This window comes from Ruegeria sp. HKCCSP346, from assembly GCF_017872595.1.
GTDB lineage: Bacteria > Pseudomonadota > Alphaproteobacteria > Rhodobacterales > Rhodobacteraceae > Ruegeria.
Window position 1 is genome coordinate 302,528 of sequence record NZ_JAEDOT010000004.1, and the last position, 17,333, is coordinate 319,860.

The window sequence follows — 17,333 nt, forward strand, 5'->3', positions numbered from 1 at the left end:
TGATGCTGATGCCTGAAGTCTGGCGCCCGGAACACAAACTGTTCCCCCATCAGGTCGGGTTCACCTGCCCGCCGTTCGATTTTGACGCCGCGCCCTCGGATTTCCTGCGCATGTGCCCCGAAACGGTGGGCGTTCACGGGTGGATGCTGCATGTGCCAGACTACGTGCACGGGTTGGATCAGCGGAGACAGAACTTTGGCATGCTCGAAGACTTCGTGCACTGTATGTCTCGCAACGGTGTGGATGTCTGCGGTCAGGTCGGTTCGAATTGGGTCCATGCCTGCGGGCTGGGCGTGGAAGGCGTTCGGCAACACTGCGAAGGCCTGTCAGACAAATATGGCACCCGCTTTCACATGGCGGGATATGCCATGGTCGAGGCATTGCGTGACCTGAATGTCGAAAAGGTTGCCCTGAACGCCGCCTATCATTGGCCGGAATGGTGGCAGGGCACGGTCGGCTTCTTGAAAGAAGCCGGGTTTGATGTGGTCTGGGCCGGGAATTTCCACGATCAGGGCTGGTTCGACAGTCAGGAAGACGTCAATTCCTGTCGCTGGGTCTTTGACGGCGATCTGGCACTGAAAAGCTTTGAATATGTGGCCGACAAGGCACCTCGGGCCGAAGCGATCCTGATCAATGGCATGTGCAATTTCCGCACCGGTCCCGGTGGCTTGCCCCAGCGCCCGCTGCATCTGGCCGATACGCTTGAAGACACGCTGGGCAAACCGGTGATCAGCCACGACATCGCGCTTTACTGGCGCATCTTCAAATCCCTCAGTATCGCACCCGACAAACCGCACGGGAAATTGCTGAAACGTCTTGAGTTGTTCGAGAGGCCATGACCATGCACAAAATCCTCGCGCTCTGGGCCGTGCCCAGGTCCACGTCAACCGCGTTCGAGTGGATGATGCGGCAACGCGGTGATCTCGACTGCCTGCACGAGCCCTTTGGCGAGGCGTGGTATCAGGGTGAAGACCCGCTTTGGCATCGGTTCCAACCGGGTGATGTGACAACGCCGGGCCTGACACTGGACAGCGTGTGGCTGGACATTCAGCAGCGGGCGAAACGGGGGCCGGTCTTTCTCAAGGATTTTCCGCATTACATCAACCACATGTGGGATGCCGAGTTTCTGTCGCATTTCACCCACGCCTTCCTGATCCGGGACCCGGCCAAGACCATCACTTCGATGTACAAACAATGGCCGGACTTTGCCGAAGGCGAGGTTGGCTTTCCCGAACAGCGCGCGCTGTTCGATCTGTTGACGGCGTTGAACGGAACTCCGCCGCCAGTCATTGACAGCGATGACCTGCTGGAAGACCCACATGGCATGACCCGGGCCTTCTGTGACGCGGTGGGAATCCCATTCATCCAGGAGGCGCTGATATGGGAACCGGGCGGTGATCCGTCCGCCCTCAGCTGGTGGGACGGCGGGTCGTTCCATGGCAACCTGGCGAAATCGACCGGGCTTGCCCCGCAGACACGCACGCATATCGACATCGCGGACGCGCCAGTCCGTGTGAAACAGGTGCACCGCAGGATGAAACCGCATTACGATCACCTTTACAGACATCGCCTGACACACTGACACACCGGAGACCCGCAATGGCCGACATTTTCGACGAAGACCTGTTTCTGAAAGGACTCGAGCAAAGGAAGAACACGCTGGGCGCAGAGTATGTGGAAAAAAACCTTGCTGCCGCCGACGACTTCACCCGCCCGTTTCAAGAAGCCATGACGGCCTGGTGCTGGGGGTTTGGCTGGGGCGACGACGTGATCGACGCCAAGACCCGGTCGATGATGAACCTGTCGATGATCGGTGCGCTGGGCAAGATGCATGAATGGGAAATCCACTGCCGGGGCGCTATCAACAACGGGGTTTCAAAGGAAGAAATCCGCGCCATCATCCACGTGGTCGGGATATATTGCGGTGTTCCTCAGGCGCTGGAGTGTTTTCGCGTGGCCCGCAAGGTGCTGGAAGAAACCTGACGACCCGTCACAGACCAGCCGCCGACAACAGCCGCACGCCTTTCTCGTAGTGTTGCCGGTTCTTGAAACAGCCGGGCCAGGCCCAGCGTTCGGCCGTAAAGCCCGGCTGCAATTCCAGAATCTGCCGGGCATGTCGACGCGCCAGGGAATGGTTCCCGGCGGCGACGGACAGCATGCACAGTACGACCCTGGGGCGAACGCGTCCGGGGTCAACCCGCAACACGTTATAGGCATGCTGCCACGCGGCCTTGTCCCCGGTTATCATCATTGCGATTGCCAGATTTGCTTCGATCCAAATGGGCGGATGCGGCGTCAACGCCAACGCTTTCTTGCAGACCAAAACGCCTTCTTCGGCCCGGTCATCATACACCAACAGGATGCCGTAATATCCCAACAGTTCCGGGCTTCCGCTGAAACGTTCCACGACGGCAAGCATCAAGCTGCAAGCCTCTGACGTGTTGCCGGCAACACTGTGGGTAAAAGCATGGAGGGCCGAGCAATACGGGTCAGTCGGGTTCAGAGTGCGCAACTGTTTGCATTCGGCCTCGACCATTGCCAGCGTCTCGGCCGGGTTTGCATCCATGCCCAGGCGGATCATGTCCAAATGACAGAAACCGATCGCCACACGGGCCGGCAGGTATCCGGGGTCAAACTCGAGACAGGCGCGGTATTGACGGATGGCATCCTGCAACCCGTCTTCCGTTGCCTGACTTTCCAATATGCGCGCTTTCTGGAACGCAGACCAGGCCTCGGTCGAAGTGGCACGACCAGACCAGATTTCTGACCAATACCCGTCACGCAATCGCAGTTGGAGCGCCTCGACAACCTTCATGGCGATTTCTTCGACCGCGTCGAATGTTTCCTTCGCACGAAAGCGGAACCGCTGTGTCCAAAGGCACACCTGATCCGCGGTTGACGTCAATTGAGCGGCCACCCGCAGACCTTCCGCGCCAACCACGCTGCCGCTGAGAACATAACCTTCAACCGCGCCTTCCTGCCTGCGCGCGTCACGCAGTTCGATCACGTCGGACATTGTGCCCAGAAGAAACATGAGTTCGTCTCGTATGGAGGAGGCAGCAATGCTGATATCCGGCGTTTCCCCGACAACCTCAAAAGGCTCAACCACAACCGCTGGACGCAAGCGCCCCCAATGCACCGGCAAACCGCGGCCAACCAGAACCGGTCCGTCTGAGTCTGTATCGATGTCCCAATAGGCCTGCCGTTCAACCGTCAGCCACGCCTCGAACTCGGGGTCGGCAACGTCCAACCCTTCAAGCAATTCAGCCCGATCGGAACTTAGCTGCTCGTCAAAAAGATCAACCTCGACAGCTGTCAGATTGATCGACACCGTTTCACGTGTGACTTCAAGAAAATCAAGTTTGTGCTTGGAAAAGTGCTTGCTGAGAACACTCAGCTCTTTGCGCAGCGACGCCGCGCCTTGTGCGGGCGAACTCTCGCTCCAGAGCTTGTCCTGCAACCAAGCCCTGCTGCGTATCGCGTTTTTTGACAGAAGCACCAAAGCAAGAAGAGCTTTCGCTTTGGTGCCCCGAGGCGTCACATCCTGACCGTCGTCACGGATAATCTGAAACGGTCCGGTCAAAAAAACCTTGGTTATTGCCTCAGTCACTTACAGCCCTCAAGAAACGTTCGGGGGTTGTCGTTAACCGCTGCATCCAAATATGACGATACCACCCATCGCTTCATAGGCCAGTTTGCAGCACCATGACTCGTGATCGGGGTTCGGATCCGGCTTTTTGTCACTCAGGTCCGGAACAACGATATGAACCAGATCCTTGGTATCATAGACAAACCTGACCTCAGGGTTACCACTGTCCGCGAGGATTTCTTGAATTTTGCGTTCCGCCGCGTCCTGATCATCTTGCGACCCCAGCGCACGGCCGCGCGCGGCATTCAGAACTTCGCACCCCAAGTCTTTCAACGAATAATTCGGGTTGATTGTCAAACGAGCCATGTAAAATCTCCTTCTCAAACAACAATGCCCGCTTGTATACCCCGTTATATGCTTATCCGGAAATGAAAATGACCGACACGTTGATTGAACGCGCTGAAACTGCTCGGCTAATTTCCAAACCCTCGTTTGCCGAATTCCCGAAAGCTGCGCCGATCCACGCGGCTTTTCGCTTGATCGAGCTGCGCGACGGAGCTCTGCCGCCCAAGGGCGGGATGGGCCATCGCGTGTCTTTCGGCACCGGCCGTACACCGGAAGAGGCGGCGCGGCTGGCCGGGTTCGAAGCGATTGAGCGCTATGCCTTGCAATACAGTGCCGAAGCACCACAAACCCGCGAAAGCCTGATTGCGTCGGATGGCGCATCCCATGTGATGCCAAACGACGCGCTTGCACTGGGTGTTCCAGGCAGTGACGGAAAGGTCACTTCGAAAGGTGCCGCGACTGGCCCGACACATGAAGCCGCTGCGCTGTGGGCGGCGCTGGAGTGTTTGGAACACGCTCTTGGATCGCAGGGGTTTGACCACCTGGCGCCGGACACGGTCCTGCCCCGTGATTTGACGCAGTGGCTGCACGTCCAGCTGCGGCAACTGAGCCTTCACATCCTCGAAGTTCCGGGCGTCGGCCTTCTGCTGCGCGCGGTCTGCGCAGATGCGGATGGCGGCAGGCCGACCTATGGATCGGCGCTTTCCGCAAATCTGGCGCAGGGCATATGGCACGCAGCATCCGAGGCGGTGGTGTCTTGGCGCAACATGGTGATGCTTGAACACAACGGTGTAACGGATCACGGCATGGATGCCGAACAGGCCCGTCTGTTCCGGCTTTATCGTGGCGCGCAGAATGACCGGCCTGTTGCTCCGACGCGGTTGTACGACGTGCAGGCGTGGGACAGCCCGAACCCGTCGCTGACGACGGTATTGACAGCGGCAAGCCGTGCCCTCGGTCGTCCGGTTGCGGTTTTTGACATGACGGCACCTGAAATTCCCCTTCCGGTGGTCAAAGCCGTAGCAGTTTGAGCACCTGTCAGGATCCGTCTCTGCGAAAGCGTGTCGTGTCGCCGTTGGTCTTTGCCTTGCAACGGTCCGCGAATTCCAAAAGCTGCCCGCAACGTTCGGTCTCGGGCAGGCTGCGGACAACCCGCCCCGGATCAACATGCGGAATTTCAACAAATTCGACACGGGTGATCACGCGCGGCCTGGCGGCAACTGTGATCATCGGTCCGACCTCGATCAGGCTGGCCAGAGCATAGCCCGAGACAGGGCGCGCCGAAGGGCCTGTTCCCAGCGTGATATCATCCAGAAACCGGGGATCGTCGTCGGCAGGTCCGAATTCAAGTCGCATGTGCATTCCCGGCGCACCGCGCCTGAACCGGACCCAGCCCCGAGGCACCCCGCCCGCACCCACAAACAGTTCTGATGTATGGAATGCCTGAATATACAGCCCAAGCGGATCTGAGAATGCCATCGCCCGGCCCGCCGGTGACTTGCCACAGTTCCCCGCGGCCAGTTCAAGCGTATCGCTCACCAGGCGGATCCCTGCATGCCCGCAGTACAGATCCTGCCGGTTCGCGAAATCAAGAACTTCTTCAAGCCGGGCGCGCCGCCTGCTCTCGCCGTCCTTCACGAGATACGGGAAGGAAGAAAAATGCATGGTCTGGATCAGATCGGTCAAACGGTTCGAGCCCTTGGCCAGAAACAGGGCATGCTGGATATTCAACGGATGTTCCGGCGGATGCGCGTCATCATTGCCCACCAGCCTTTTGTGAAAGCGGGCCGCACGCTCGGACACATCCATCGATGTCCATACCGACCGTGAGACTTCAAGCAGGTCCGTGCAGGAGTAGAAGCGCCCGGTCACCGATGCGACCACCGACAGGAAGTGATCTAGATCGAACACCGCCATGAACTGCCACCACTCCACAAACTCGGTAGTGGCCACAAAACGCTTCGGGCGCAGTCTGCCACCGGCATCGGGTCGCATTACCAACGTGTATTCAAGATATTCATTGTGCAGCTCAACCCTGCCGGGCCAGCCTTGGTCACACACGCGCGCCGCCAGCTCATCGCCCAGACAGTCCCGCGGTTCCCGGGGATCGGCGCGCCATCTGAACCCATTCGAAGGCTGGCCCGCCTCTATGTCACGCGGATCCATGACCAGAAACGGGCTGACACCTTGCACGTCGAATATGTTCTGAATGCTTGAATTCCACGCTGACCGGGTGGCTTCGTTCACGCCTTGATCAGCAAGTCCCGGCGATTGGAATACAGACATCAAAGAACACCGTTGGGCTTCAGAGACACTAGAATGGAAAGTCAGAGGTCGATGCCCGCGGGGTTTCAATTCCGACAGGGCGATCGCCACCGGTGACGAACAAGGAAGCATCATGGAAATCGACCTGTCATGGGGCCTGATAGCTTCATCATGCCCACCCCGCCTGTTCAGGCAAATGACGGGTCCACCACAATTCGGGCGTACTGTTCACAATGTGGATTTCGCTACCGCAAGAACGACCGCCAACGATGTTGAGGCGATCTCCATCAAATGTTTCAAGCGACATTTTCGCGGCCCCCCGGAAATTCGCCATCTGTTCGGCCAGAATGCCCACCGCAACGCGTTCACCCATTCGGATACTGTCGAAATAGTCGCTGTAGAAATGTACCCCTGCAAAATTGCGCCCGATCGCGATATTCGCAGCCAACTTGTTCAGCTCGCCATTCAGCGTAAGCTTCGCTGCGTTGTCCTCTGGCTGCACGGACTCAACCAATGTCCTGCCACCCGGAGCCGGAACAAAGACGCGCTCCATACCCGCCTCTGCCAAAGTTACCCTGGACCCGTCCAGCGCATGTGTTCTGAAGAACGCCTTGAGCAGCGTCGCGCACGCCCCGGCAACTGCGCCATGCGCCGCCCCGTAGGACGGCTGCATTGGCGAGCCCTCGGGATAAGCAACAGGCAAAAGCAGGTTGCGATCGATTTGTGGCAGCCCTTTATGAGAAACCGCGTTGTGGGCGAACCGCTTGGTGGCCGGCGCGGCGGCAATGGCTTCCACAAGACTGAAATCTTCGCAGGCGGCGCTTTCCAATTTCTCAAGATGGGCTGCGGCAAACGGTTCCGCAGCCCCAAGCACCGCGCCATGACCATTCGCCACCAAGGTTGCAACGCTGCCCAGCTTTTCAGGGCGGGCGCGGTTGTGCACCTGAAAGGTCTGGCGTCGCACGGACCGCATTGCCCTGGTCGCGGTTTCTGCCAGCATTGACAGCGCGTGTGATCCGCCCCAATGGGCCCCACTATCCTCCGCACGGGAATTCCAAACATCGGGCAGACCGTCATCTGCTTGAAACCCTCTGCCCAACATCAACAGGCAGGCATTGAAAAAAGCCTGATAGATCGAGTCGAAATGCACATAGGTAGCAAGGTCGCGAGGTGTTTCAATAAACTTCGGGCCACAGGCCTCAAAGGCTTGTTCGCCGGTCGCGTCCGCCCCGTTCTGAACGTCCAGCCACTCGGCCCAGTCCCGCAAATAGTCCACGCCAACAGCCTGAGGTACAACCCTTTGGTCAAGCCGAAATGAACCAAACGGCATTGTCCCTGGTGTTGTTGTTTTTTCCAACCACCGCCCTTGCACATGCGCCGCGTCTGACGTCAGCGGGCCGTACCCCTGCAAAAGGAACTGCGACATGTAAGGCCCTTCCGAACAGCCTTGGCTCGAGCCGCGGAACAAAGTTCGCGAAGACAGACCTTCGCCATCTCGATCCTGGCGCGCCGCCGGTACTTTCCCGATCTCGGCACCGCTGGCATCCTTTGGGCGACCGTCTTTGCGGAACCACTCCAACCGGCCCAGGGCGCCAAGCACCTTGTCGGTTCCCTCGGCACCATCCCGAATGGTTTCGAAGGGCACATCCCGCAGACAGGCCATCGCATAGAGTTCGGCCATCTCTGCCGCCAGTTCATCTGACCCAAGCCTGGGCGCCGGAGCGATACCCAAACCGCCGGCGTCCAATCCATTGAACCCCAACCGATGACCCAGGATCGGCCCTTCCCACGCACGCCATCTAAATTCACCACCCTCTGATGGCGCGGTGCGGAAGGGCCCGGAATAGGCTGGCGTGTCAAACAGCGTCAGCCTGTTTCCATGATTGTCGGTGCCGGTTGGGTCAGCCACTTCTTCCAGAAACTCGGTATAAACCTGCGCGTCGACGATACCGTTTTCGTCATGCCGCAAGCCCTTCGAAAAGCTCGTGGGCCAAGTCCCGGCAAACAGGTCTGCTTCGCCGTTATGTTCGGCGGCTGCCCCGTCTCTGGCACCAATCGGCGCGTTCGAAAGGCACTGATCCCGGTTCAATCCACGATTGGGCTTTTCCAGGTCCTGCCAGGGTTCAGACGGAATGATATGTTGCGGCATGTTGCTCTCCCGATCGACGGGGACAACGATTCGCACAGCGCCGTTACCGGATCGTGACCGGTCATTCCGACAGGCTTTTTGCCCTGTTCTGCAACACTTTGAGAATGTCCAGGGTAGAAAAGGCTTCGATCGCGCTGGACACCAGGCCCCGCCGCTGCATTCCGATCTTTCGAGAAATTTCGGAATCCAATGCAAGACAGGATATCACGGGCCCAGCCAGCTTCGAGCCGCATTCCACCGGACGGAAAGAAAAAGAAAGTTGGATGGCGGAGACGAAGCCAGTATAACTAAGCCTGCAAGATACTGTTAAATTTAGGTAAAAAGAAATAATACCGAGATATATACCACACTAAGTTCGATTTCGAGCCAGGCATCGCGCACAGTGTCATATCACAGGATGTCGGTAAAACACTAAAGCAGACACTCAAGCAGAGTTCAGCAAACGACCGCTCCAAGCCCCAAAGACGACTTAGGTAACGAGCGCAACAATTGTCGTTTTTGGCGGGAAGCGGAAGTTCGATGCGACCGCAGGGTCACCACTCAAGCGTTACAGAAGCGGACATTCGGTCGCAAATCTGGATCTTTCTCTTCGACCGACCCTGTGATGGTGTTTCTCATCTGCTTTTCCCTTCGCAGCATGAGCATGATCTAACTGGTTTGGCGCGAAAAGGGGTGTGATGGCTTTCCAGCACGTCACAACCAACAATGCACCGGGCTTCAGCGCTCTGCGGATTTCGCTGAGGGTCGCTGTCTTGTCCGGAAAGAGCTGCAGGCCGTGATGGCAGAAAGCCAGATCGAACTCGCCGTCGTCGAGGGGCATGGATTGCGTCGACGCTTCGATCCACTCATAGCAGTGCATGCCCGGGGCGCGGGCGCTGGCAGCGAGATCGCGTCGAGCGTCGCGGCAGTACAGTTTGCGGGCCTCGATCGCGTCCTTCCAGTTGTTGATGTCCGTCAGGATAACACGGGTTAGCTCGATGTCCTGCAGGCCGGACCCGACATGTTCGAGAGCGGCCTTGATGATCTCGAAACACTGCTTGGGCTGGGCATAGACGTCACCGATGCCTAGCGTCTTGCCGTTCACATCTACTGGCGCGGTGCCCCCGACAGCGATGAACGATCCAACCCGAACCGCCCGGCTGAAGCCGACGATTTCCTCCACAGGGTTTCCATTAGAGACGAGTTGCCGCCCCTTCATTGCTAACTCTCTTGCAATGTGTGATCTCAGTCTGGACTGGTTTGTTGAGTAAATCTCTCCCGGAATCGAGTTCGTGAAACGTCGTTTCTGACCAGTTGGCAATTTAACCCATGGAATCCGCGAAGCTGCGAAGCCGTCGCGCGGCCTGACCCGGGAACCCATCCACCTCGCTCTCATCAAACACCGCATAGGCCGCATAAGCAAACCTTGGTGCTGCCTCGATCAGCGTGAGCCACCCGTCCTGAAGTTCCGTTTCGATCACGCGCCTGGGGAAGTAGCCAGCTGCGGGAACAGATTTCAGATACTGCAGGCCTAAGGTTCCGATGCCCAGCTGAAGGCGCGGTGCGTCAAGCTCTGGAAAGTTCAGCAAATGGTCGGCGCGGAACTCCGGGCCCCAATCTATCAGGATGTAAGCGCTTCCCAGTGCGGCGGGTTCGGCGTCAGGGCCGCTGCTGACAAGTACAAACTCATCCTCAAAAAGTTGAAGTGCGGACAAGCCCGAGGCGTTCCGCGGACGGTACATGACGGCGAGGTCGAGGCTGCCCTCCTCGATCTCTCGAGCCATCGCTTCGGAGGAGGCCGCCGAGGCTCTGACGGCAACGTTCGGCAACGCTGCCATCAACTCTGGTAAGGCGTTTATGAGATACCCGTCCCAAAGGCTCGGCGCCGCGCCGATTTCCAGCGCTGCGGCCATGGAGGCGGGAAGACCAGCGTCCAGCTTTGCCTGTGTCCAGGTGCGCACCAGAACCTGAGCGTGTTTGAGGAAATGTCGCCCGGCAATGGTCAAGGTTGCACCCGACTTACCACGTTGGAACACCGGCTGACCAAGCTGTTGCTCGAGAGTTCTGATTCTCATGCTCACTGTCGATTGTGTGACGTGAACCTTGTTGGCTGCGTCGAGAAAGGTTCCAGTTTCCACCACGGCGAGGAAAGTTCGAGCAAGTTCAATATCCATCGGTCACCTATTCGAATATCCGATATTATCTGCGCAAAAAATTCGTTATTCAATAAGATACGTGTGTGCCATATTCTCTAAGTAGCGCGAAGGTGCCCCGCCAGATCGGAACGCCAATCAAAATTCTCGTTTGTAGTGGAGATCTCGATCTGAGGAACCGTTGCAATCTGAAACCTGTAGAAACGCCACCGACACCGGAGCGCTGCACCAACCCCACAATGGGCAAGAAGCCCATTTTCTCATGGAGATAACAAAATGAGTCGAGTTTCTGTTGTTGCTCTGCTCTCTTCACTGTTTGCTGTTCCGGCGTTCGCCATGCCCGCTGATCTTGACATGGACGGGGATGGCCTGGCGTCGCTGGCAGAGCTTCAGACCAAGTATCCTGAAGTCTCGGATGATCTCTTCCTGGAGATCGACGCAAATGCCGATGGTTTCATCAATGACGACGAATTGGTTGCCGCCGTTGATGCAGAGCTTCTCCCTGGTCCCACAGGGGATCAGTAAGCAAAGGTTGTCACGGTTATGAGGAAGCCAATCCTGCCTCAAAAAAGGCTGCTTGCCGCGATGGGTATCTGGTTGGTTTTGTCCCCCTTTGTCCTGTTTCGTGAGGAAACTCTTTTGCAGGGCATGGCTGAACTTGAAGCTCTCGCCTTCATGGCAATTGGCATTGGTGTTCTGGTCATGTCCGGCGCTGACGGTCGGAGCCACCTTCTCGCACGGGTGACTCCGGTATCGGCACTGGGGATTTCGCTGATCGTCGCACCAACAGCGCTGAATTTCACCGGCCATATTGTGGCAACGGCCAATGCATGGCTAACGGGATCGGCGCTGATCGCGCTCGCCGCATGGGAGGTAATGGCAAGCCGCGGATTGCGTGCAATCTCGTAAACCGGCGCGGGGTGGGAAACTGCCCCGCGCCCCCACATTCAGGCCACCTAAATGATCTCGTCCTCATCGAACATTGGATCACCGTCGAGCTGATTGGCGATCATGTCGATCCGCATTTCAACATCTGCGCTCGTCGTTTTGGCGATATGAAACAACGCGTCGCCCTCGTGCACAAATGGCAAATTGGTACGGCCCACAATGATGCCGTCCGTTTCTCCAAGAACGTCCTTTCTTACTTCGCCAAACGGGTCCGAGATCCGGCCAAGCAAGTCGCCGACCTCCACATATTCGCCCGCTGCCTTGAACGTTCTAAGCAAACCGCCGACCGGAGCGCGCACCCAGGAACTCGTCCGTGCGTGAACCGGCGCCTCACGCACGGTAGCGATGCCACGCCTGGCGACCATGCCCATCGCGTTCATAACCCGAAGAATACCTGCAAGACCCGCCCGGGCCGAAAGTTCGTCGAAACGCAGCCCTTCTCCCCCTTCGAACAGCAGCACATCGACACCTCGCTCTTGTGCCGCTTTTCGCAGGGACCCGTCGCGCAGCTTGGAAATCATGACGACCGGTGCACCGAACGCATCGGCGTATCTAATCGTCGCATCCGAGGCCGGAGAAACTCGAATTTGAGGCAGGTTGGTGCGGTGGATCGCGGCAGAATGAAGATCGATACCGAGGTCGGAGCGCTCAACAATTTCGGTCATAAAGATATGTGCGAGGCGGCCCGCCAATGATCCGCCCTCGCTGCCGGGAAACGACCGGTTCAGGTCGCGCCTGTCCGGAAGGTATCTCGATTGTGTCATGAAGCCGAACGCGTTCACGATTGGCACAACCAGCAACGTGCCCGCGATCTTTTCGAGTTGAGGGGCCCGTAGCAATCGCCGTGCGATTTCGACGCCAATCACCTCATCGCCATGAATCGCCGCGCTGACAAACAGGACCGGCCCTGGGCGGCGGCCATGAACCACATGCACTGACATGCTGACCGGCGTATGATCGGACATCACGCTCACCGGCAGGTCCAGCGTAGCCCGCGCGCCTGCCGGGACGGTGAAACCGCCGATTTCAAATGGCTCGCGCATGGCTGTTATCCGCGCCCTCTGGTCTTGGTATTTCCCTTGGTGGCGTTCTTTTCAAGAAACTCGATGATCTTGCCTGCAACATCAATGCCAGTTGCCTTTTCCACCCCTTCAAGTCCGGGTGAGGAATTCACCTCCATGACAACCGCCCCATGATTGGCGCGCAGCATATCTACGCCGCAGACATTCAGCCCCATCGTCTTGGCTGCACGCACAGCGGTAGAGCGTTCCTCGGGTGAAATCTTGATGGGCTGGGCGCTTCCGCCCCGGTGCAGGTTGGATCGGAACTCTCCTTCGGCTCCCTTCCGCTGCATCGCCGCGATAACGCGGCCACCAACCACAAGCGCACGAATATCTGTACCGCCCGCTTCCTTGATGAACTCCTGTACCATGATGTTAACTTTCGCGCCGCGAAATGCCTCGACCACGGATTTTGCCGAGCGGTTTGAGTCGGCAAGAACCACCCCGATGCCCTGCGTACCCTCCAGAAGCTTGACCACCAGAGGAGCGTCCCCCGCGAGTTTGAGAACTTCGTCGGTTTGCTTAGGATCATGAGCGAACGTGGTGACAGGCAGGCCAATGCCGTCCCGCGCCATGAGTTGCATGGAACGCAACTTGTCGCGAGATCTGCCAATCGCCACTGACTCGTTGAGCGGAAAGACCCCCATGATCTCGAACTGTCGCAGCACGGCCAGCCCATAGAATGTGACCGATGCTCCGATCCGGGGGATCACCGCGTCATAACGCCCAAGCTTCTTACCGTCATAGTAGACCTCGGGTCGGCGTGAAGCGATGTTCATGTAGCAGCGCAGCGTGTTCACGATATCAAGCTCGTGGCCGCGCTGCTCGGCGGCTTCTTTCAGACGACGATGGGAGTAAAGTTCTGGATTGCGGGCCAGCATGACAAATTTCATTGGCGTTGTCCTTCCGGGTCGTTGCGTGTGGCTTTTCTTTTGATCCCAGTTGGAGCTTTTCCGGAACCCAGCAGATAGGAGTGACCCGGATCGACAAGAATTCCCCGCCTGCGAATGGCGGTGCGGCCAAGGATCAGATCAAATTCCATCTTCGCACGGTTGGCCAGCGAAACGTCGATCTGCCAGCGATGCCGCCCAAGCAAAAGCTGCGTTCTCACGATCAGTCGACGTTCGGGGACACCACCTGTGTTCTTGATCTCGCGTTCGTCGACAACCCTGGTTCGAACCCGGTTTGGTGAACGGCGGTTTTGGACTGGTATCATGAACTCGACCCATCGCTCGCCGTCAATCTCAAATACGGTCTGGTCCACTGCATGGAGCGCAGCGGTTCTTGCGCCAGTGTCTATCTTGGCCGGGATATTCTCTATTCCGAAGTCGGGCAGGCTGATGCGTTCACGCCAACCTATGATTTCTGGGTATGAGACACGCTTCACCATAGCATCTACTCTATGCAGTCATCGTTGGCACGTCTGTAGTTCACAAACGAATTGGCGCCCATCACGACATAGAACGTATCCATGTCGATTAACACGTACCCAAGTTCAAAAAGTGCAACCGAAAGTGCACGGATGTCTGTTTCGTACAATCGCCTGCGCCCTGCAATCCGGCGCACGAGCTTGTCCGGTATTCGATAACGTCCATTCGGCTTGCCGCCAAAGTCCTGATCGTAAAGCTCGGCGAGGCGTACGGCGGTCATGGATATCCAGTCATTTTCAAGCATGACTTTTTCTATATCGGCAATTAAAATTTGTCTATAGGTAAAAAAAAATCTGCTAAAAGTCCTACATTCTCCAGAATTCACATCAAAGAATCGAATATGAGCGACACAGATACTATCCCGAGGGAACTGGAAACGCAGTTGCAGCAAGCCCTGGCAGAGCGTGACGGCGCTGAACTCGCACGGCTGCTTGATCCGCTTCCGTTGAGCGATGCCCTGCGTGAACTGCTCAATCTGCCAGTAGAGCAGCGGAGTGCCGTACTGTCTTTGCTGCCACCGGAACTGGCTGCCGAACTTGTCGAAGAGGCGCCGAACGCGATGGCGGTCGATCTTGTCGAGCGCATGGAGTCGGAGCAGGCCGCAGAAGTCATCGAAGAGCTGGCTTCTGATGTTCAGGCCGATGTCATCGGAGAGCTTGAAGACGCAGATGCGGAAGCAATCCTTACCCGGATGGATCCTGAGGACGCCGCAGATGTTCGTCGGCTGGTGGAATACGAGGATAATGTCGCGGGCGGCCTCATGGTTGCCGAAGCCTTCACGTTCTCCGAAACCGATACAGTTGGGAAAGTTCTACGGCGGTTCGCCAACGAAGAATACGACCTTGAACGCTATCGGGGTCAGCATCCCTATGTGCTGGATTCGAATGGTGCCCCAATTGGCGTGGTCTCATTGCGCAGCCTCGTGTCCACACGCCGAAGCGCGCGTTTGACCGATATCATGGTGCCCCCAATTACCGTCCCAGCCAACATGCCGCTGGAGAAACTGGAAGACTTGTTCGATGAACACCCGTTTCTTGGATTACCGGTCGTGGAAGCAGACGGGCACCTGGTGGGCGTTGTCTCGCGGTCTGCCGTTGATGAAGCCCTTTTGGAACGTGCGGAATCGGCCAGCCTGAAACGCCAGGGTGTCTTCGGCGATGAGCTTCGGTCGATGCCACTGCCGCTTCGTGCGAGGCGACGGCTTCAATGGCTTTCGGCCAACATTGTTCTCAATGTGATCGCGGCCAGCGTAATCGCCGCGTATGAACAAACCCTTGCCGCGGTGATCGCGCTTGCAGTGTTCTTGCCGATGGTGTCCGACATGAGCGGCTGCTCGGGCAATCAGGCCGTCGCCGTCAGCATGCGCGAGTTGTCCCTCGGCCTTGTCCGGCCCATCGACGCCATGCGTGTCTGGTTCAAAGAAGTGTCGGTCGGGGTGATCAACGGGTTCGTTCTGGGGCTTCTGATCGGCCTCGTTGCCTGGGTGTGGAAAGGCAACCCGTTTTTGGGGCTGGTGATTGGTGGAGCGCTTGCGCTCAACACCGTCGTCGCCGTGTCCATTGGCGGTGTTCTACCATTGCTGTTGAAGCGCATCGGTCAGGACCCTGCTGTCGCCAGCGGCCCTTTACTGACGACTATAACCGACATGGCGGGGTTCTTCCTCGTCCTGAGCCTTGCAACCGCAATGATGCCACTTCTGGTTTGACGCTTTCCCGCACCCGAACCATCAGTTCGGTCGGGTGACTGGTACGCGTACTATCCAACGCCGCGCACGCGATGGATCAACAACAAGGTGCAAACCAGAGCCGTCGCTATGCCGACCCGGACCCAGATTCTCTACCAGCTTCTTTGTCAGCTTTGCGCTTAGCGCAGACATTTAAATGCCACTTATTGAATAACACTAGGTGTAACCAGTAAAATTCACGATGATGCTGTGAGTCGGTAAACGCCTATTAATAAAAACTAAATGGAACGTTATACGCACCACGTCAATTGTCTAAAATAGGTTGATGGCGGAGACGAAGGGATTCGAACCCTCGAGACGGTTTCCCGCCTACTCCCTTAGCAGGGGAGCGCCTTCGACCACTCGGCCACGTCTCCGCCGACGGGTATATCCTTGCAAGCGACGGGAATACAAGGCGAAAAATATGATTTGTGCCTCTCTCTGACAAAATTGCTGAACCCGTTGAAATCACGGTAAAAGGCGCCAACTTAAATGAATCATCGGCCAGAATTGGAGAATTTTTCCGGGGCGTTCTCCAACGTTAAACCACCGAACCGCCTGGTTTGAACCGACAGGGCACATCGAATCCCCATTCTGCATTGCTGCGTCGATTGAGAGATCGCATTCTGAAAGCGAAGAAGCTCTCTTGTTTCGATTAGATTACATTTCCTCCGGGCAGCGGCGGCAGCGCAGGGCAATGCAAACGAATAATGGCTCACTTTACGACCACCCTCGCCTTTATTAAGAGCGGTGTGGTTAATAAATCCAAGAAGGGCACAGAATGAAGAAATTTCTCGCATCCGCTGGAGCGATGGCATTGGTCATGTCGAATGCGATGGCAATGGATGCTGACAGAGAGGCTATTATTAACGAGAAAGTAGGTAGTTTTGTTGACGCTGTAGGCTGCGCGGATCCAGAAGCCGCACAATCTTTGCTTGCGGAACTTGGCACTGACGATTTTGACGTCACTACATATATTGCGTTTCCGGTTGTAGATGTCGGATGCGCAGGTGGGGCTGGAACAAGCGCATTCACGCCGGTCGTAGTACGTGTTCCGGAATACCGGCCTTCGGCGGCCCATGTCGACATGTGGGCAACGGCGGAAATTGAATTTGTAGGTATACCTGCGCGCGGATTGATATCAATAGAAGCGCTCGCGTCTAACCGAATGCATATCGTCGGAAAAGACTTCGCTGACGGTGATCCAAATTGTTGCCCGTCGAAATTGGTTGACCGCGTCTACCGTTGGGAACGTGGTGGGTTCTGGCTGCCGGAAGTTGATTGATTTGTTCTCAAAGTCAGCTGGCATACTAGACCGGCTGACCTGACCTCTTCCGCCTCTGCTATGAACTGCTTTTTGATCTCAAAACCGGTCGGAGCGGGCTCCTCAGAACGCCTCGTTATGTGATCGGGGTCTCGATTATGTTTGGCGCAATCCATCAATAAGAACGTGACCGTCCGGTGAAGGAGCTCTGGCACAGCTCCGATGGTCCCTATGACGCGACGGTTACAGCGTACCCCGAAAGCACAACCTTAAGTACGCCCGCTTGCTTCCACAGTGCTTCCAGCGGTATCGGCACAAATAGAAACACCGCCTTGGGGCGGCGGGTAAAAAGCTGTAATCAAGTGATTTATTTTGGTTGCGGGAGTAGGATTTGAACCTACGACCTTCAGGTTATGAGCCTGACGAG

The 17,333-nt window shown here is 57.1% G+C and carries 18 protein-coding genes and 1 tRNA gene; 8 read left to right on the forward strand and 11 right to left on the reverse strand.

What is annotated here, in order from left to right; translation table 11 throughout:
• The first annotated feature begins 2 nt into the window (after positions 1-2).
• The 3 genes from I9185_RS14390 to I9185_RS14400 are packed head-to-tail and all read left to right on the forward strand — an operon-like array spanning position 3 to position 1,983.
• Complete coding sequence (locus tag I9185_RS14390) at positions 3-839, forward strand: hypothetical protein (protein WP_210093382.1); 837 nt, start codon at positions 3-5, stop codon at positions 837-839.
• Positions 836-1,582, forward strand: coding sequence for a sulfotransferase family protein (locus I9185_RS14395; RefSeq protein WP_245223570.1), 747 nt, complete (start codon positions 836-838; stop codon positions 1,580-1,582). Before I9185_RS14390 ends, I9185_RS14395 begins: the two co-directional genes overlap by 4 nt.
• Before the next feature lie 17 nt (positions 1,583-1,599).
• Entirely contained in the window at positions 1,600-1,983 is a 384-nt protein-coding gene (locus I9185_RS14400; protein WP_152456719.1) for a carboxymuconolactone decarboxylase family protein, read from the forward strand.
• Between the two features lie 7 nt (positions 1,984-1,990).
• On the opposite strand, the gene I9185_RS14405 is transcribed toward I9185_RS14400, so the two are convergent.
• Both I9185_RS14405 and I9185_RS14410 read right to left on the reverse strand, forming a co-directional pair.
• Positions 1,991-3,610 carry a hypothetical protein gene (locus I9185_RS14405; protein ID WP_210093383.1) on the reverse strand — a complete coding sequence of 540 codons (1,620 nt, stop codon included), beginning with the start codon at positions 3,608-3,610 and terminating at the stop codon, positions 1,991-1,993.
• Between the two features lie 33 nt (positions 3,611-3,643).
• A complete protein-coding gene (locus tag I9185_RS14410; RefSeq protein ID WP_171171326.1) occupies positions 3,644-3,955 on the reverse strand; it encodes a hypothetical protein in 312 nt (103 codons plus the stop codon).
• Between the two features lie 68 nt (positions 3,956-4,023).
• Here I9185_RS14410 and I9185_RS14415 point away from each other — a divergent pair, with 68 nt between their 5' ends.
• On the forward strand, positions 4,024-4,965 hold the full coding sequence (locus tag I9185_RS14415) for a YcaO-like family protein (protein WP_171635128.1): 942 nt from the start codon (positions 4,024-4,026) through the stop codon (positions 4,963-4,965).
• A gap of 7 nt (positions 4,966-4,972) precedes the next feature.
• Here the strand turns inward: I9185_RS14415 and I9185_RS14420 are convergent, their stop codons facing one another.
• The 4 genes from I9185_RS14420 to I9185_RS14435 form a co-directional block, all read right to left on the reverse strand.
• A complete protein-coding gene (locus I9185_RS14420) occupies positions 4,973-6,220 on the reverse strand; it encodes a hypothetical protein (RefSeq protein WP_171635129.1) in 1,248 nt (415 codons plus the stop codon).
• A gap of 148 nt (positions 6,221-6,368) precedes the next feature.
• Complete coding sequence (locus I9185_RS14425) at positions 6,369-8,348, reverse strand: hypothetical protein (RefSeq protein ID WP_210093384.1); 1,980 nt, start codon at positions 8,346-8,348, stop codon at positions 6,369-6,371.
• A gap of 547 nt (positions 8,349-8,895) precedes the next feature.
• Entirely contained in the window at positions 8,896-9,510 is a 615-nt protein-coding gene (locus I9185_RS14430) for a Rid family hydrolase (RefSeq protein ID WP_210093385.1), read from the reverse strand.
• A gap of 139 nt (positions 9,511-9,649) precedes the next feature.
• Positions 9,650-10,501, reverse strand: a complete 852-nt coding sequence (locus I9185_RS14435; protein ID WP_209834763.1) for a LysR family transcriptional regulator — start codon at positions 10,499-10,501, stop codon at positions 9,650-9,652.
• Positions 10,502-10,756: 255 nt separating this feature from the next.
• Here I9185_RS14435 and I9185_RS14440 point away from each other — a divergent pair, with 255 nt between their 5' ends.
• Positions 10,757-11,005 carry a hypothetical protein gene (locus tag I9185_RS14440; RefSeq protein ID WP_171169366.1) on the forward strand — a complete coding sequence of 83 codons (249 nt, stop codon included), beginning with the start codon at positions 10,757-10,759 and terminating at the stop codon, positions 11,003-11,005.
• An 18-nt stretch (positions 11,006-11,023) separates the two neighbouring features.
• Positions 11,024-11,389 carry a hypothetical protein gene (locus I9185_RS14445; protein WP_210093386.1) on the forward strand — a complete coding sequence of 122 codons (366 nt, stop codon included), beginning with the start codon at positions 11,024-11,026 and terminating at the stop codon, positions 11,387-11,389.
• 47 nt (positions 11,390-11,436) lie between these two features.
• Here I9185_RS14445 and I9185_RS14450 read toward each other — a convergent pair whose 3' ends face one another.
• From I9185_RS14450 to I9185_RS14465, 4 genes are read right to left on the reverse strand one after another with little or no spacing between them, the layout of a single operon-like run.
• On the reverse strand, positions 11,437-12,471 hold the full coding sequence (locus I9185_RS14450; RefSeq protein ID WP_210093387.1) for a succinylglutamate desuccinylase/aspartoacylase family protein: 1,035 nt from the start codon (positions 12,469-12,471) through the stop codon (positions 11,437-11,439).
• A 5-nt stretch (positions 12,472-12,476) separates the two neighbouring features.
• Positions 12,477-13,382, reverse strand: coding sequence for a 30S ribosomal protein S6--L-glutamate ligase (gene rimK, locus I9185_RS14455; protein WP_171638640.1), 906 nt, complete (start codon positions 13,380-13,382; stop codon positions 12,477-12,479).
• On the reverse strand, positions 13,379-13,879 hold the full coding sequence (locus I9185_RS14460) for a RimK/LysX family protein (protein ID WP_171724338.1): 501 nt from the start codon (positions 13,877-13,879) through the stop codon (positions 13,379-13,381). The genes rimK and I9185_RS14460 overlap by 4 nt, the downstream gene beginning before the upstream one ends.
• Before the next feature lie 5 nt (positions 13,880-13,884).
• Positions 13,885-14,139: a hypothetical protein gene (locus I9185_RS14465; RefSeq protein WP_245223572.1), complete on the reverse strand. Its 255-nt coding sequence runs from the start codon at positions 14,137-14,139 to the stop codon at positions 13,885-13,887.
• Between the two features lie 120 nt (positions 14,140-14,259).
• Between I9185_RS14465 and mgtE the strand changes: the two genes are divergently transcribed.
• Entirely contained in the window at positions 14,260-15,624 is a 1,365-nt protein-coding gene (gene mgtE, locus I9185_RS14470) for a magnesium transporter (RefSeq protein ID WP_210093388.1), read from the forward strand.
• Between the two features lie 305 nt (positions 15,625-15,929).
• On the opposite strand, the gene I9185_RS14475 is transcribed toward mgtE, so the two are convergent.
• A tRNA-Ser gene (locus I9185_RS14475) sits at positions 15,930-16,019 on the reverse strand.
• Between the two features lie 404 nt (positions 16,020-16,423).
• Here I9185_RS14475 and I9185_RS14480 point away from each other — a divergent pair.
• Positions 16,424-16,927 (forward strand): hypothetical protein, encoded by a 504-nt coding sequence (locus tag I9185_RS14480; RefSeq protein ID WP_171638636.1) that lies wholly within the window; start codon positions 16,424-16,426, stop codon positions 16,925-16,927.
• The last annotated feature ends 406 nt before the right edge of the window (positions 16,928-17,333 follow it).

Coding starts and splice junctions, on each gene's coding strand:
- I9185_RS14420 (WP_171635129.1), bottom strand. CDS start 6,220: ATGTCTGTATTCCAATCGCCGGGACTTGCTGATCAAGGCGTGAACGAA.
- I9185_RS14410 (WP_171171326.1), bottom strand. CDS start 3,955: ATGGCTCGTTTGACAATCAACCCGAATTATTCGTTGAAAGACTTGGGG.
- I9185_RS14400 (WP_152456719.1), top strand. CDS start 1,600: ATGGCCGACATTTTCGACGAAGACCTGTTTCTGAAAGGACTCGAGCAA.
- I9185_RS14390 (WP_210093382.1), top strand. CDS start 3: ATGCTGATGCCTGAAGTCTGGCGCCCGGAACACAAACTGTTCCCCCAT.
- I9185_RS14465 (WP_245223572.1), bottom strand. CDS start 14,139: ATGACCGCCGTACGCCTCGCCGAGCTTTACGATCAGGACTTTGGCGGC.
- I9185_RS14435 (WP_209834763.1), bottom strand. CDS start 10,501: ATGGATATTGAACTTGCTCGAACTTTCCTCGCCGTGGTGGAAACTGGA.
- I9185_RS14460 (WP_171724338.1), bottom strand. CDS start 13,879: ATGGTGAAGCGTGTCTCATACCCAGAAATCATAGGTTGGCGTGAACGC.
- I9185_RS14415 (WP_171635128.1), top strand. CDS start 4,024: ATGACCGACACGTTGATTGAACGCGCTGAAACTGCTCGGCTAATTTCC.
- I9185_RS14480 (WP_171638636.1), top strand. CDS start 16,424: ATGAAGAAATTTCTCGCATCCGCTGGAGCGATGGCATTGGTCATGTCG.
- I9185_RS14450 (WP_210093387.1), bottom strand. CDS start 12,471: ATGCGCGAGCCATTTGAAATCGGCGGTTTCACCGTCCCGGCAGGCGCG.
- rimK (WP_171638640.1), bottom strand. CDS start 13,382: ATGAAATTTGTCATGCTGGCCCGCAATCCAGAACTTTACTCCCATCGT.
- I9185_RS14395 (WP_245223570.1), top strand. CDS start 836: ATGACCATGCACAAAATCCTCGCGCTCTGGGCCGTGCCCAGGTCCACG.
- I9185_RS14445 (WP_210093386.1), top strand. CDS start 11,024: ATGAGGAAGCCAATCCTGCCTCAAAAAAGGCTGCTTGCCGCGATGGGT.
- mgtE (WP_210093388.1), top strand. CDS start 14,260: ATGAGCGACACAGATACTATCCCGAGGGAACTGGAAACGCAGTTGCAG.
- I9185_RS14425 (WP_210093384.1), bottom strand. CDS start 8,348: ATGCCGCAACATATCATTCCGTCTGAACCCTGGCAGGACCTGGAAAAG.
- I9185_RS14440 (WP_171169366.1), top strand. CDS start 10,757: ATGAGTCGAGTTTCTGTTGTTGCTCTGCTCTCTTCACTGTTTGCTGTT.